The organism is Hymenobacter sp. HDW8, assembly GCF_011305775.1.
In the GTDB taxonomy this organism is placed as follows: domain Bacteria; phylum Bacteroidota; class Bacteroidia; order Cytophagales; family Hymenobacteraceae; genus Hymenobacter; species Hymenobacter radiodurans.
Map to the genome: position 1 here is coordinate 3711294 of NZ_CP049907.1, position 15832 is coordinate 3727125.

The window sequence follows — 15832 nt, forward strand, 5'->3', positions numbered from 1 at the left end:
TTAGCGAATAACTTCCACCCAACCCTTCAGCGTGAGAGCGCACTGCGGCTGGCGCACCTGGTAGTAATATACGCCCGCCGGTTGACCCTCCGCTTGCCACTCATTGCGGTAGGCTGCGCTCTGATATACCTCGCGGCCCCAGCGGTTGAAAATGCGCAACTCCGGAATCCCTAGCTCCGACGGCAGCACAAAGGTGTCGTTGCGCCGGTCGCCGTTGGGGGTGATGACGTTGAAGATATTCCGCTCGCCGGCGGGCCGAATAGTGAAGGCAATGGTAGTAGGGCAGGGGGCATTCGTCGTCACATTTACCCGATAGATGCCGGCCGCCTTTATGATGATTGAGCGCGTCGTTTCGCCCGTCGACCACTCATATTTGTTGCCTTCCATGCCAGCATCCAAAGTGAGCTGCGCGCGACAGTCCAGCGAGTCGATGCGCTCCACAAGGGCTGGCGGGTCCTGCACCACAATATTGCGGCGGATTACTTCCTGCTTGTTGCCGCACACGTTCGTGAGACTCACAGTAAGTTGTACCTGGTAGGTGCCCGCACGCAGAAAGCGATGCAGGGGCTTTTCGGATGTTTCTATTGGGGTGCCATCGCCAAAGTTCCACTCGTAGCGCTGGGCTCCTTGGCCAGTGCTCACAAACTCCACCGGAGTAGCCGCGCAGACTGCTATAGGCGCCTGAAATGCCGCAATCAGTGTGGGAGCTGGCGGATCAACCACAACAACGGTTTCGCTAACACTACGTTGCGTGCCACACGGACTTACTTGCTCAGCCGTCAGCCGCACCACGTACCGGCCGGGTATTGTAAAGCGGTGTTGGGGGGCAATTCCAATTTCCTGGCTGCCATCGCCAAAGTCCCACTGATAGCGCACGGGGCCGGTACTGGTGCTGGTATTCTGAAACTGAACAACATAGGGTGCACAGCCCGCCGGCACGGCCGCCACCGCCGATACCAAAGGCGCCGCCGGGCTGGTAACGCCGACCGTTGTAGTGGTCGTCAGACGCTGCGGACCGCAGCCGCCCGTGCGTGTTACCGTCAGCCGAACTTGATACGTGCCAGGACGCTCGAAGCGGTGGGTTGGCGTTGCCGTGGTTTCAAGTGGGCTACCGTCACCGAAATCCCATTCGTAGGTTTCCGCTCCGCTGCCGGCATTGCTGAACTGAACCGTATAGGGCGCGCAACCTGTCGGTACCGGAGGCAGCGCGGCCGTCAGCGTTGGGAGAGAAGCCCCCGTCGGCAGCATATTAAACTTAAATGCCGCTCCGCTATTGGTGCCTACCGTTTTGGTGGGAGAATAGGTGCCCGGCGTCGTCGTGAAGCTGGTAGCGGTTGTGCATTCAATGTGATACAGCACGCCCTGCTTTGTGATTTCGTTGGAAGCAGCCGGGTGCAGGTGCGTTCCACCGTTGGCCGGCCCGCCGAAATACGTGCCGTACTCCAGGCGGCGGGCACCCGGGCTCAAAACGGCTAAGTAGATGCTGCGTTGGGCGCTGGAAAAAGCATCGGAGGTAGTAGGGGAGGTGCTGGTACTCCCATAGGCGCAAAAATAGATGCGGTTGCAAGCGTCGAGGTTGAAAGCGGTAGTCAGCTTAGACGACTCCATGGAGCCGCTAACCCCGGTGGAAATTTGGGTGGAGAAAATAGTGCTGGTCAGCGCCGGATTAAAGCAGTGAATAAAAACTTTGTCCGTATTCGGCGTCTGAAGAGTAAATGCTCCGCTCGTAACGGGGTAGCTGCCAGCCGTAGCGCCGGCTACTAATACCTGGCCATCGGCGTCAAAGTCGATAAAGCGGGCCAGATCGGTGGCCGTTGTGCCCAGAAATGTGCCCCCCAGCAGGTTGTTGCCCGTAGCGCTTAAGTGAACCAGAAACCCATCAAGCTGGCCACCCCGAAACGTAGGATTTAGTCCGGTGCTTCCCACCGCAAAATCGGTGCTGGCGGTTTGGCCGCAAACGTAGATACTCCCATCGGGAGCTACTTTGATGTCGTGTACCTGATCTTCGGCCGTGCCGCCCAGGTAAGTTGACCATTGTAGCGTCGATAATGTCTCATTCAAGCTTGTAACAAATCCATCATTCCCAGATATACCAATGCTTCTTAGGGTAGGCTGCAACGCGTTACGCACTGGAAAATTAGGGGAGTTCGTATTTCCGCCTATCAGCACGTCGCCGGTGGGAGTACTGGTAACAGTTGCCGGCCTAGAGGAAAGCGAACCCGCCTCATAGCCTGAGCCACCTAAGTACGTAGAGGCCAACAAGGAAGAACCGTCGGCACTCAGCCGAGAAACAACGTAATCTTGGCCGCCATTGAAGGAGTTGTCATAGGTGGTGGAGGTCACCGGGTAATTGGTAGAGCCCGAAAGAGCCAGCACAAGCAACTCATTTTTAGCTGTAATGGCCATATCCAATGGGTATTCGGTGCTGCCGCCCCCAAGGTACGTGGCAAATAATACTGTGCGGCCCGTGGGATCTAGCTTGGAAATGCCCATGTTCTGGCCTCGCTGCTGACTTTGATAAGCCCCAATGGTGACGGGATAAGTGGCATCCTGACAGTAGCCCGCCGTGTACATATTGCCATACTCATCGCCCGCCGCCGAGTTGGCCGACAAAAACGTGGAGTTGGTAGTGTATGTGCTGAATACAAGCGCTGGATCGATGATTAGTGGCAACTTAGTGTCATACTTTTCAGTCAACTCAAAACGCACTTCTTTGTCATATAGCCGGAAACGACAGGCTACGGGGCGTCGCTTTCCATTGGCCAGCACCTGATAGGCAATAGGTGCCTGCTCCGCTTGTATCCCCAACTGAGTGTGAAGCTGAAGCTGGCCGTCGTGCAACTCCATTTTGTCGAGACCTTCGTAACGCATCCGAATCTGGCTGGGGTCGGCGCCGGGCGCTACTTCATAATCGTATTTCAGCTGTCCACCCACGGAGTGCCACACCATATCCACACCACGGTACACTTGCTCGTACCGTACCACGGCAAACAGCGGCACCTTGCTGGCCCACTTCTTCGGATCAGAGCCCAAGAAGTAATTGTGATAGGTTGACTGGCGCTCCTGGCCCAGGGTTTTGGGTTTCAGTTGAGCACCTACCAACTGCATCCGAAAAGCATGGCCTTGCACAGCCTCGCTCGTGCTAACCGCCGAGTGACTGTACTCGGCGGGCAGAGCTTGCAAATTGTAAGTAAACTGGTTGTTTTCTAAGAATAAATGCCCCCCAGGCACTGCTGTAGCAAATTGCACCTGGGCAGGCCATTGTCCGGCGTTGGCAACAAACTGGAATGCCGATGGCGCCGGTGCGTTGGCAAAGCTGGCTAGAATACTTAAAACGCTCAGTAAAACAGTAAAAGTCAGCCGCATAAATTAAAATAAACAACTGGTAAAAAAGACGCTTTTTGCCACGTTATTGACATGGCCTCAGACCTATGAAATCTAAGGCTAAATAAGGATATAACTTAGACAGTTAGGGGCGCAAATACCGTGAAGGTGTCGCTTTTGTATGCTAGCTATTTGTGTGCCCAATTCGGGCCTGCACTGCATTGCAGAGGGTGCCATTGCGGCGCATGAATTCAATGCTAAGGTTGGCTCCGACCACAAAAAAGCCCCCACTTCGCTACGGCTGGTCCTCGATGCTGACTTCCGTTAGTCGAAGCGTATGGTCTAGGGCGTAGCGGATGGTGCGTTTGCCTCCCGTGGGCTCCATGGGCGCGTCGGCGGGGCGGTAGATGGGGAAAGTGCGCACTATGTCGGCACCTGCTACTGTGAACTGGTCGTGGCCTTGGTAGCCCGTGGTGGCCTCGGGGGGCAAAGTTGGCAGTTGAAACCGCTCCCAGTCCTGGGTGGCAAACTCAAAGCCATATACTTGTCCGCGAGCATTAGAGCCAGTTTCGCGCACGAAAACCAATGTTTCCGGCAACTCATTCTGGTTTAAATCGGTGAGCAGCGCCTCCGTAATTTCGCCTGCGATGGAGTCGCGAATGGCTGCCATTTCACGGCCCGCGCGGCGGGCCGTGAGCGCCAACGCACGGCGGTTGCCTTCACCAGTCGAGGTAACATCAGCCGTGAAATCACCACGCTCCAGGGTTTTGCTAAACGTGATTTTGGGCGGTGCTTTCGGGGCTGGCGCAGTGTCTACTGTTTCGCCCCGGCGAGGCTCTGCCCGCTGCTCCTGCACTGTAGAGCCGCAACTGGATGCTATCAAGACCAAGAAGCCAGCAGCAATTGACGCGTGTTTCATACTGCAAGCTACCGTTGTGCAGCTATATATTATTCGGCTCAGCTTAAAACTTTAACCATGACGCTTCTGGTGGATGACGCAGACTCCACTGGGGGGCAAAATGGCCAGTGTTTATACCCGTCTGAACTCCTGTACCCACACATCTAAGGTATCGGCAGCATACAGGAGTGGCTCACCATCGGGCGTCGGTAAGCCGTGGCTTTCGACTAAGGTGGAGTCCCATTCGCTCAGCCTAGCTTCCCGAAGCGTCCACGGCTCATGGAATAATTTTCCGCGCCAAAGGTTGTTGCTACGCACTGCCTGCATCAAATCCGGGCCGGCAGTATAGAGATGGTAGCGCTCCGTGAGGAAGTGCTGCAAAGTGCCCGGCTGCGACGCGGGCAACGTTTCACCCAGCTTCCACGTGGCGGCAAAAGTTGCAGGGGCAACGCCGTGGTGCGTTCGTTCGGCCGTGGCGCGCAATGTGTCGCCCGTTTGCGTCAGGCACATGCGGGCGTGCAGATAGGGAAGATGGAAAAACGTGCGCGCTGCCCACACGCCCAGCGCCAGCGATGCATCCAAGGACAAAAACCACACGCCCGGTACGCCATCAAGGCGCGCGTAGGTTCGGACATTCAGCTCATGCAAATGATGCAGCCCCGGTACCGCTGGCAAGCCCAGCGGCCGAATATGGCTCATAGTAAACGGCACTACGCCCAGCCACGCTTGTCCCTCAAACAAGTCCAGCTCTAGTCGCGCTGGCAAGTAAGGACGCAGTAGCGCTGGATCTATGGCCCAATGCGCAAAGAGCAACTGGCTCCACCGCTGCCGCATTAGGGGCAGACCTGGGGGGCTTTTTATCACTGGTTTTGAGAAGGTAGTGGAAGACATGGTGGCAGTTACCGCCTCATAACAAGCGGAGCGAGCAAAGTGTCTGGCATGACCCCGTAAAACGACAGAAGGGCGCAACCATTGGCTGCGCCCTTCTTAGGGAGAGATAATTCTTAGAGCTAGTCTACTTTCTTGGCCGAGCGCAAACGCTCGTTTTCGTCCAGCAGAATCTTGCGCATCCGTACCGACTTCGGTGTTACTTCCAGATACTCATCTTTCTGGATGTACTCCATCGCCTCTTCCAGCGAGAACTGACGCTTCGGAACAATCTTCGCGTTGTCGTCGGAGCCGGAAGCACGCATGTTGGTGAGCTTCTTACCTTTCTGAATGTTGATGGTCAAGTCGTTGGGGCGGGTGTGCTCACCGATAACCTGGCCAGCGTATACTTCCTCGCCTGGATCAACGAAGAACTCGCCGCGGTCCTGCATCTTATCGATGGTGTACGCGGTGCCAGCACCCGTATCCATCGAAATCAGCGAACCAGCAATACGACCTGGAATTACACCTTTATAAGGCTCGTAGCTCTGGAAGCGGTGGTTCATGATAGCCTCACCAGCGGTAGCGGTCAGTACGTTATTACGCAGACCAATCAGGCCACGGGCCGGAATATTGAACTCCAAGTGCTGCAAGTCGCCTTTCGGCTCCATGATGGTCAGGTCGCCCTTCCGCATCGTTACTAGTTCGATAACCTTACCAGCAGTTTCTTCTGGCACGTCCACTACCAAGTGCTCGATTGGCTCCAAGCGGTTGCCGTTGTCGTCTTCTTTGAACAGCACCTGGGGCTGGCCCACTTGCAATTCAAAGCCTTCGCGACGCATCGTCTCGATCAATACGGACAAGTGAAGAATACCGCGGCCATACACCAAGAATGTATCTTCCTTATCGGTTTCCTTCACGCGCAGCGCAAGGTTTTTCTCCGTCTCCTTAAACAAACGGTCACGCAAGTGACGCGAGGTAACGAACTTACCTTCCTTCCCGAAGAAGGGCGAGTTGTTAATGGTGAACAACATGTTCATCGTTGGCTCGTCGATGCTGATAACTGCCAATCCTTCTGGATTGTCGGCATCAGCCAGCGTATCGCCGATATCGAAACCTTCAATACCGGTTACGGCGCAGATTTCGCCCGAGCTAACCTCTGCTACCTTGTTCCGACCCAGGCCTTCGAACACGTGTAGCTCTTTGATTTTTACTTTCTTAATAGTGCCATCACGCTTCACTAAGCTCATGTTGGAGCCTTCTTTCAGCGTGCCGCGGTGTACGCGACCAATGGCAATACGACCCACGAACGACGAATAGTCAAGCGAAGTCACCTGCATCTGCGGCGTGCCGTCCAAAGTAGGAGCAGCTGGAATAGAAGCGACTACCGCATCGAGCAGCGGAATGATGTTGTCGGTCTTTACTTTCCAGTCGGTGCTCATCCAGCCTTGCTTTGATGAGCCGTACAGAGTCACAAAGTCAAGCTGGTCTTCCGAAGCGCCGAGGTTGAACATAAGGTCGAACACCTGCTCGTGTACCTCGTCGGGGCGGCAGTTCTCTTTGTCAACTTTATTTACTACCACGATAGGCTTTAGACCCAGGTCAATGGCCTTGCCCAGTACGAAACGGGTCTGCGGCATGGCACCTTCGAAGGCATCCACGAGCAGCAGTACGCCGTCGGCCATCTTCAGTACGCGCTCTACCTCACCGCCAAAGTCGGCGTGACCAGGCGTATCAATGATGTTGATCTTAACGTCCTTATAACGAACCGATACGTTCTTGGAAACGATGGTAATGCCCCGCTCGCGCTCCAGATCGTTGTTGTCCAAGATCAGGTCGTCGAAGTGCTGGTGCTCATCGAATAGCTTAGAGGCGTGAATGATTTTGTCCACGAGCGTCGTCTTGCCGTGGTCAACGTGCGCAATAATTGCGATATTCCGAATGTTCTGCATACAAAGGTTTTTGCGGGCGCAAAGGTACGCAATTGTCAGCGGATAAATGAGCGAGAAGAAAATGTTAACTGTTTGAAACTGAAATAGCACCCACCCCAGCGAACCGAACCCGGACCCCGTCGCGTATGTTGTGCCAATAGCCGCTGCATTAGCGAGCTATTCATCTGTTTCATTTACACTTCCCTCAATTTTCCCCTGATGCGTAACTACGCCCTTATTCTGGCTCTTTCTTTTTTGACGTTGGGTACTGCCTGTTCGCAGAAAAAGGATGGGCTGGCAACCGCTAAGGCTCAGGCCGCTACCACACCCGGAGGTGCTGCCAAAGCCTATCCGACCGCTCAGCCCATGACCAACAAAGCCGACGAGTTTGCCGTTCGCAAAACGGAGGCAGAATGGCGCAAGCAACTCACGCCCGAGCAGTTCAATGTGTTGCGCGAGCAAGGCACCGAGCGGGCATTTGCCAATAAATACAACGATAACCACGAAAAAGGCGTGTATTACTGCGCCGGCTGCGACAACAAACTCTTCGACTCGGCTACCAAATTTGAGTCGGGTACGGGTTGGCCCAGCTTCTTTGCGCCGGCCACCGCCGCCAGCGTGAAAGTGCAGCAGGACAACAGCTACGGCATGTCGCGCGATGAGATTGTATGCGCCAAATGCGGTGGCCACATCGGCCACGTCTTTGATGATGGGCCTAAGCCTACGGGGCAGCGGTATTGCATGAACTCGGCCGCTATGACTTTTAAGAAGCAGTAATTATTTCCAGAAAAGCCCCCCAGTGTAGCCAGTAATACACTTTAGGGTGCAAACGCTCCCGTAGCCAACTTATACTATTGGGTTGCGTTGTAAGGATGCAGGCTCGCCCCAGACCCTGCATTTAGCTAAAATTTATGAGCACGTTTCGTTTGGGTTTGCCTTGCCGCATCTGTTGGCTGGGTAGCTTGGTGTTTTTGGGCGTCGGTTGCACCGCTACTCAAGAGCAAGGGGCCGAAGTAGATCGTGCCCCGCTCCCTACCGAAATCCGGACCGATGCGGATCGACAGGCTGCTTATAATAGCGGAACTGGCACTCGCGCCGTTGTGCCCGACGCAACGCCCGGCCGGGTGGAGTTGGGTGAGCAGGCTGCCGGGACTAACGCCCGTCAACGAATCGAAAACGTGAATACCAACGACCCTAACACCAGTACGCCGGAAACGCGGCTGCGTAGGCTGCGCGGCGCACCATCCGATACCATTCGCCGGCCTTAAAATAATCGCAAAACAAAAAAGCCCCCAGCGAAGTAAAATATTCGTTGGGGGGCTTTTTTTATGCAATCCTAACTAGCACTGTTTGTGTCGGTGCTCGGTGCCGGGGTTTCTGTAGCGGCAGGCTTGCGGCTTGTTCTGGCAGCAGCGGTAGTTGCGGGCTTGCGCGCGCTGGTACTAGGTCGGCGCGCGCTGGTAGAGGCTTTGCCATTAGACGAAGCCGCTGGTGTGCTACTTTGGCCCTGCGAGCTAGCTCGGCTTTTACGAGCGCTACCATCCTTGTTCGTTGCCACGCTCGGCTTAGGTGCCGGCTTGCGGCTTCGAGCAGGCGCCGTAGGAGTAGCAGCAGGGGCAATCGAGGTATCAGTTGTTGTATCGGCGGAGTCGTAATGACGCACAATAGTGTGCAGAGCTTCCTCAAACATGCGCTCCGTATCCTGATCGAGCCGCCGCGTCGCTTCCTTCACTACTTCTTTCAGCTTCGCTTTCGTTTCTTTGCGAATGCGTTTTACCACATCACTTACACGCGTATCGAGCTCTTTCTGAAGTTGCTTAGCGGCCAATTTAAGAGCCTTTTTCTGGCTGGCCTTCTCGTTAGCGCGATCGTTGTTAAGCGACTTGGTCACTCGCACCGTTGATTTGGCCGCTTTGCGTTCCGCCTTTGATGCTTTTGGAGTCGACACTTTTTTAGCCTTTTTAGCGGATTTTTCCTCGTCGGATTTTTTCATGATGGAAGCAAGTGAGAGGTAGATAGATCGCCTTAATTTCAATAAAATTATTCAACCTATTCAATCAAATATAGACCTATTTACTAGGTCTGAGATGTTATGGTTTTATTAAGCAGCTCTCTCCTGTTTTTTAAAACTTTCTTTGTAGCCAAATGCTGCGTGAGTACAGCATTTCTACTTCTCTCTTTCGAATTCTTTTTTCGGTTTAGTTTTTTCATATGTCCTCTGATTTTCAGCGTTATACCGTTACAGCTGCTTTGCCATATGCCAATGGTCCGGTGCATATTGGCCATCTGGCAGGTGTTTATCTGCCAGCTGATATTTATGTGCGCTACCTACGCAGTGCGGGTCGTGATGTAAAGTTTATTTGCGGCTCCGATGAACACGGTGTGCCCATCACTATTCGGGCGCAAAAAGAAGGTGTCACACCGCAGCAAGTGGTAGATAAATATCATGCATTAATCCGCGATTCTTTCGTGGATTTTGGGGTGTCGTTTGACATTTATTCACGCACATCTTCGGCTACGCACCGTGAAGTTTCGAGTGGCTTTTTTCGCAAGCTTTATGAAGATGAAAAATTCATCGAGCAGACGTCGCAGCAATATTATGATGAGCAAGCCAATCAATTTTTGGCCGACCGTTATATCGTAGGCACTTGTCCTAATTGCGGGAATGAAAATGCCTACGGCGACCAATGCGAGCGGTGTGGAACCTCGCTTAGTCCCACTGAGCTAATCAATCCGCGCAGTATGCTCAGCGGAAACAACCCCGTGCTGCGCGAAACCAAGCACTGGTATTTGCCCCTCGATCAATACGAGCCCTGGCTGCGCGAATGGATTGTGGAAGGCCACAAAAACGATTGGAAAGCTAACGTGTACGGGCAATGCAAATCCTGGATTGATCAGGGCCTGCACCCGCGCGCCGTTACCCGCGATCTGGATTGGGGCGTGCCTGTGCCGGTAGAAGGTGCTGAGGGCAAGGTGCTTTACGTGTGGTTTGATGCACCCATCGGCTACATTTCCGCCACTAAAGACCTGCTGCCCGACACGTGGGAAACCTATTGGAAAGACAGCGGCTCGAAGCTGGTGCACTTTATTGGCAAGGATAATATCGTGTTTCACTGCATCATATTTCCGGCCATGCTCAAGGCCCACGGCGACTATATTTTGCCCGATAATGTGCCGGCCAATGAATTCCTAAACCTTGAAGGCGACAAGATTTCTACTTCGCGCAACTGGGCGGTGTGGCTGCACGAATACTTGCAGGATTTCGAGGGCCGCGCTGATGTATTGCGCTACGTGTTGTGCGCAAATGCACCCGAGAATAAAGACAACGATTTCACCTGGAAGGATTTTCAGGCGCGCAATAACAACGAGCTTTTAGCTACGCTCGGCAACTTCGTAAATCGTGCTGTAGTTCTCACACATAAGTACTTCGGGGGGCAAATTCCGGCGCGAAATGAGCTCACTGAATTTGACCAAGATGTCCTACAGCAGCTGGCCGATTTCCCGGCGCGTATTGGGCAGCTCATTGAGAACTACCGCTTCCGCGATGCGCTGAATGAGCTAATGAATCTGGCTCGTTTGGGTAATAAATATCTGGCGGATACGGAGCCTTGGAAGCTTATAAAAACGGATGAGCCAAGAGTAGCTACGATCCTCAATATCGCCCTGCAAATTACGGCTAGCCTCACCACGCTGATGGAGCCATTCCTGCCCAATACGGCTGCGCGCTTGGGTAGTATGTTGAATACCGAAAAAGCCCCTTGGGCGGCGGCTGGCAACACGGATGCTCTCCCGGTTGGACACCAACTCAATGAAGCTTTTCTCCTTTTCGAAAAGATAGAAGATGCGACGGTAGAGGCGCAAGTGCAAAAGCTGCTTGACACTAAAAAAGCCAATGAATTGGCAAATGCTGTCACGGCTTCTGCGAAGGATAATGTGTCGTTTGACGAATTCAGCCGCATGGATTTGCGAGTAGGGACCATCACCGCCGCCGAGAAAGTTGCTAAAACCAAAAAGCTTCTCAAACTCACCGTGGATACTGGGTTAGACCAGCGCACCATCGTGAGCGGTATTGCGGAGTCATTTATTCCGGAAGCGCTGGTTGGGCAGCAGGTGTTGGTGCTGCTAAATTTGGCCCCCAGAGAGATAAAAGGTATTCAGTCGCAGGGTATGCTATTGCTAGCCGAAAACGCCGACGGCTCGTTGGCGCTCATGCAACCCGGCCAGCAAGTGCGGCCCGGTAGTGGCGTGATGTAAGCTTGCTGTCGGTGTCGGTATCCAATTTCCTAACCGACAACCCATAGAGAAGCCCCCACTTTGCGCAAAGTGGGGGCTTTCTTATTCTATATATTCCAAAGTCGACCCTGTCATAAACTAGCCAGCGCCTCTACCGAAGTTTTATTTCACGTTAACCACATTCATAGCGCGTTCAATACCTAAGGTTCCGAATGCTAAGACTGCTTCCGCCGCTCTCTCAATGCGCAGCGGTAGGTCGATTTGCTCGTCAGCCGAGAAAGGATCTAGCACATAATCCACTTGCCGGCCCTTCGGAAAGTTAGCATCGACGCCAAAGCGCAGGCGAGCGTATTCGTCGGTGCCCAGCGTTTCCTGAATGGATTTTAAGCCATTGTGGCCTCCGGCTGAGCCTTTTCCTTTCAAACGTAGCTTGCCATAAGGTAGGGCCAAATCATCGGTTACAACCAACATCTGCTCTTTTTCTAGCTTCAGGCTGGTCAGATAATGTGCCACTGCTTTACCGCTCAAGTTCATGTACGTTGTGGGCTTCACCAACACAAAGGTTTTGCCTTTATGCTTGATTTCCGTCACGAACGCGTGTCGATTTATGTCAAACCGCGCCTCATGTTTTTGTGCCAAATAATCAGCTACCATAAAGCCGATATTATGGCGTGTATTGGCGTATTCGGGACCAATATTGCCGAGGCCTAAAACCAGGTATTTCATTGAATCACGGATTAAAATCGGATATATTGGATTGCCCAGAATTGATAAATGATCAATCTGATTTCGGTGCCCAAATTATCTAAAGAAAAGCCCCCCAGAATATTCCTGGGGGCTTTTCTTTAGAAAATCGAACGGACTACAAAATCCGTGGCGTGGGCTTACTTGTCGCCGCCGGCCATAGCACCTTTCAGCGCACGTGGGATAGCCACGGTAGCGATAGGAGCGAGGGGGTTGGTAAGAATCGTGTAGTTGGTGGGCTGCACTTTGCTTACTTTGATAGACTTGCCTAGCTCAAGCTCCGAGATATTCACCTCTACATAGTCAGGCAAGTTTTCGGGCAGCGCCTTCACCTTTACCTTACGCAACTTCGAGATCAACTTGCCACCTTGCTGTACGCCGGGCGAAGTGCCGATGTATTTCACAGGGATATCCATTTTTACCTCTTTGCCATCCTGCAATTGCAGGAAGTCAACGTGCAGCAACATTTCGTTCACGGGGTGAAACTGAGCGTCCTGCACGATAGCACGGTAGACAGTGCCCTCTACGTTCAAATCAACGATGTGTACTTCAGGCGTGTACAGCAATTCGCGGAAGAGAATGGCAGGAGCCGAGAAGTGTACTTGCTCTCCTGCACCGTACATTACGCACGGAACATAAGAATCAAGACGCAGCTGCTTTGCCTCTTTCTTGCCGAGATTCGCTCTTTTAAACCCTACAATCTCTAAGCTTTTCATAAAAAGAGTGTTTTTGGAAAAAGTATTTTCTGATCCCATCAATTAATGGGGCCGCAAAGATACGGTTTAAGTCCGTTAACAAAAAAGGCCTTGCTATATAGGATGTAAAACGCCGTCCTGCTCAGCAGGGCCAACGCTGGACGGTCCTAATATTTTAGGTAAACAGCGAGCTAATCGACTCGTGCGTCACCACGTTACGAATAGCGTGAGCAAACAGATCAGCTAATGATATCACCCGGATTTTTGGGTTCTCCTGCCGCAACGGAATCGTGTCGGATACCACAAGCTCCTCCAAAACCGAGTTGCGAATGCGGTCGTGGGCCGGGCCGCTGAGTACGGGGTGCGTAATAACAGCCCGCACCGAACGTGCCCCACGCTCCAACAGCAACTCAGCCGCCTTGCAGATGGTGCCAGCCGTATCCACAATATCATCGACTAAAACGACGTCTAGCCCAGTTACGTCGCCAATCACTTGCATAGAGGCAATTTCATTGGCCCGCAGACGCGTCTTGTCGCACACCACAATTTCGGCCCCGAAGCGCTTGGCAAAAGCGCGGGTCCGCACCACGCCACCAACGTCAGGAGAGGCAAAAATGAGGTTGTCTAGATTCAGCGACTTGATGTAGGGCACAAACATGGCCGAACCGTCGAGGTGGTCAACAGGGATATCGAAAAACCCTTGAATCTGGCCGGCATGCAGGTCGCAGGTCATCAGGCGGTCAGTGCCTACACTTTGAATGAAGTCGGCTACTACTTTGGCCCCAATGCTCACCCGCGGCTTGTCCTTACGGTCTTGGCGAGCGTAGCCATAATAAGGCATTACAATGGTAACAGAAGCGGCCGAGGCGCGCTTGGCGGCGTCTACCATCAACATGAGTTCCATTAAGTTTTCAGCCGGCGGAAACGTGCTCTGAATCAGAAACACGGCACAACCCCGAACGCTTTCATTGAAACTTGGTCCCAATTCAGTGTCGGCAAAGCGCTGAAGGCTCAGGTCACCGAGCTGGGTGCCGTAGGCGGCGGCAATTTTCTCACCGAGTTCGTGCGAGGCGTTGCCTGCGAAAAGTTTAACCTGCTGGGACATGAGTTTAATTCAGTTGGGAGTCAGCGGAGTGGGCAAAGGTAAAGAGGAGAGGCTATATGGCTGAGCTAGGCAGAAGGGGGTGGTAAGTAAAAACAGCCGAATTTAAGGCGAAAAGGCCGATAAGGCTAAACTAAAAAGCGAAAGGCGCTGATTCCTCCCGAGGGAAGTATCAGCGCCTTTCGCGTTACGAGCAGTTGTCCGACCAGGGCTCGAACCTGGACTTTCTTGAATCAAAATCAAGCGTGTTGCCAGTTACACCATCGGACAAAATTCCCATCAGCATTGCTGTTTGGGTGTGCAAATGTACGAGGCGAATAATTCGGGGCAAATTCTAATTGAATATTTTTTTAAAATTTTTCCGGAGCTGGGGGGCAAATATTGGGTTTAAAGCCTGCTGAGTGCCTGATTGTCAATACTCCAGCGCTGCGTAAACTTTCCGCTCACGGGAGCTTTGGCAAAGCGGGGATTAAGCCGTAGTTTTGCGGCCTGAAAACGTTGCCACCCATCTATATAAAGACCTACAATGGCGAATAACGGCAAAATCACCCAAGTAATTGGTCCCGTAGTGGACGTAAGCTTCGCCGGTGATGACACGCGCCTCCCCAACATTCTCGACGCGCTGGAAGTCATAAAAGACAACGGCCAAGTCGTTATCCTCGAATGCCAGCAGCACTTAGGCGAAGACCGGGTGCGCACCATCGCCATGGACTCGACTGAGGGTCTGACCCGCGGTGCTATCGTGCGCGACTTGGGTTCGCCCATCTCGATGCCGACTGGTGAAGGCGTAAAAGGCCGCTTGTTCAATGTAATTGGCCAAGCCATTGACGGTATCCGTCAGCCTGATAGCGACGGCCCCATGTCGATTCACCGCTCGGCTCCTCCGTTTGAGGATCTGGCTACGACTTCGGAAGTATTCTTCACTGGTATCAAAGTAATTGACCTGTTGGCTCCTTATGTAAAGGGTGGCAAAATTGGTTTGTTTGGTGGTGCTGGCGTAGGCAAAACCGTATTGATTCAGGAGTTGATCAACAACATCGCAAAGGCTTACTCGGGTTTGTCGGTGTTTGCTGGTGTAGGTGAGCGTACCCGTGAGGGAAATGACTTGCTGCGTGAGTTTATTGAGTCGGACATCATTCGCTACGGCGCTGAGTTCAAGCACTCGATGGAAGAAGGCGGCTGGGATCTGTCGAAAGTTGACGAGGTAGAACTGGCGAAGTCGCAGGCTACGCTCGTGTTCGGTCAGATGAACGAGCCGCCCGGAGCCCGTGCTCGTGTTGCTTTGTCAGGTCTTACTATCGCTGAAAGCTTCCGCGATGGCGACGGTACTGGTTCAGGCCGCGACATCCTGTTCTTCATTGACAATATCTTCCGCTTTACCCAGGCTGGTTCGGAAGTATCGGCTCTTTTGGGTCGTATGCCTTCAGCCGTAGGTTACCAGCCCACGCTGGCCACCGAAATGGGTGCTATGCAGGAGCGTATTACTTCTACTAAGCGTGGTTCCATTACGTCGGTACAGGCGGTATATGTACCTGCCGATGACCTGACTGACCCAGCGCCGGCTAACACCTTCGCTCACTTGGACGCGACAACAGTATTGTCGCGTAAGATTGCTGAGCTTGGCATTTACCCTGCTGTTGACCCACTAGACTCTACCTCACGCATTCTGTCGGTTGAGGTTCTCGGTGAGGAGCACTACAACACCGCGCAGCGCGTGAAAGAGATTCTGCAGCGCTACAAAGAACTGCAGGACATCATCGCCATTCTTGGTATGGATGAGTTGTCGGAGGAGGATAAGCAGGTCGTTAACCGCGCTCGTCGCGTGCAGCGCTTCCTGTCGCAGCCTTTCTTCGTAGCTGAGCAGTTTACTGGTCTGAAAGGTGTATTGGTTGATATCAAAGACACCATCCGCGGTTTCAATGAAATCATCGACGGCAAGCACGACCATCTACCTGAAGCAGCTTTCAACCTTGTTGGTACAATCGAGGATGCCGTTGTGAAAGGTGAGCGTCTGATTGCTGAAGCAAAGTAATTCAAC

At 53.1% G+C, this 15832-nt stretch carries 12 protein-coding genes and 1 tRNA gene; 4 read left to right on the forward strand and 9 right to left on the reverse strand.

Going from position 1 to position 15832, the window contains the following annotated elements:
- From G7064_RS15860 to typA, 4 genes are all read right to left on the reverse strand, one after another.
- Positions 1-3366, reverse strand: coding sequence for a PKD domain-containing protein (locus G7064_RS15860; protein ID WP_166074346.1), 3366 nt, complete (start codon positions 3364-3366; stop codon positions 1-3).
- 253 nt (positions 3367-3619) lie between these two features.
- Positions 3620-4243: a hypothetical protein gene (locus G7064_RS15865; RefSeq protein WP_166074347.1), complete on the reverse strand. Its 624-nt coding sequence runs from the start codon at positions 4241-4243 to the stop codon at positions 3620-3622.
- Positions 4244-4354: 111 nt separating this feature from the next.
- Positions 4355-5113, reverse strand: coding sequence for a YqjF family protein (locus G7064_RS15870; protein WP_166074348.1), 759 nt, complete (start codon positions 5111-5113; stop codon positions 4355-4357).
- Between the two features lie 119 nt (positions 5114-5232).
- Positions 5233-7041 (reverse strand): translational GTPase TypA, encoded by a 1809-nt coding sequence (typA, locus tag G7064_RS15875; RefSeq protein WP_133273898.1) that lies wholly within the window; start codon positions 7039-7041, stop codon positions 5233-5235.
- A 198-nt stretch (positions 7042-7239) separates the two neighbouring features.
- Here typA and msrB point away from each other — a divergent pair, with 198 nt between their 5' ends.
- Together msrB and G7064_RS15885 are read left to right on the forward strand one after the other, a co-directional pair.
- Positions 7240-7797 (forward strand): peptide-methionine (R)-S-oxide reductase MsrB, encoded by a 558-nt coding sequence (gene msrB / locus G7064_RS15880; protein WP_166074349.1) that lies wholly within the window; start codon positions 7240-7242, stop codon positions 7795-7797.
- Positions 7798-7931: 134 nt separating this feature from the next.
- Positions 7932-8288, forward strand: coding sequence for a hypothetical protein (locus tag G7064_RS15885; protein WP_166074351.1), 357 nt, complete (start codon positions 7932-7934; stop codon positions 8286-8288).
- A gap of 68 nt (positions 8289-8356) precedes the next feature.
- Here G7064_RS15885 and G7064_RS15890 read toward each other — a convergent pair whose 3' ends face one another.
- Positions 8357-9013: a hypothetical protein gene (locus G7064_RS15890; RefSeq protein ID WP_166074352.1), complete on the reverse strand. Its 657-nt coding sequence runs from the start codon at positions 9011-9013 to the stop codon at positions 8357-8359.
- 218 nt (positions 9014-9231) lie between these two features.
- On the opposite strand from G7064_RS15890, the gene metG reads away from it, so the two are divergent.
- Positions 9232-11274: a methionine--tRNA ligase gene (gene metG / locus G7064_RS15895; RefSeq protein ID WP_166074353.1), complete on the forward strand. Its 2043-nt coding sequence runs from the start codon at positions 9232-9234 to the stop codon at positions 11272-11274.
- A 141-nt stretch (positions 11275-11415) separates the two neighbouring features.
- Here the strand turns inward: metG and pth are convergent, their stop codons facing one another.
- The 4 genes from pth to G7064_RS15915 form a co-directional block, all read right to left on the reverse strand.
- The gene (pth, locus tag G7064_RS15900) at positions 11416-11979 is read right to left on the reverse strand and encodes an aminoacyl-tRNA hydrolase (RefSeq protein ID WP_166074354.1); all 564 of its coding nucleotides are present in this window, start codon (positions 11977-11979) and stop codon (positions 11416-11418) included.
- A 158-nt stretch (positions 11980-12137) separates the two neighbouring features.
- Positions 12138-12713: a 50S ribosomal protein L25/general stress protein Ctc gene (locus tag G7064_RS15905; protein WP_166074355.1), complete on the reverse strand. Its 576-nt coding sequence runs from the start codon at positions 12711-12713 to the stop codon at positions 12138-12140.
- Positions 12714-12867: 154 nt separating this feature from the next.
- Positions 12868-13797, reverse strand: a complete 930-nt coding sequence (locus tag G7064_RS15910; protein ID WP_133273891.1) for a ribose-phosphate pyrophosphokinase — start codon at positions 13795-13797, stop codon at positions 12868-12870.
- A gap of 194 nt (positions 13798-13991) precedes the next feature.
- Positions 13992-14064, reverse strand: a tRNA-Gln gene (locus G7064_RS15915).
- A 256-nt stretch (positions 14065-14320) separates the two neighbouring features.
- On the opposite strand from G7064_RS15915, the gene atpD reads away from it, so the two are divergent.
- Entirely contained in the window at positions 14321-15826 is a 1506-nt protein-coding gene (atpD, locus tag G7064_RS15920; RefSeq protein ID WP_166074356.1) for a F0F1 ATP synthase subunit beta, read from the forward strand.
- Positions 15827-15832: the final 6 nt, after the last annotated feature.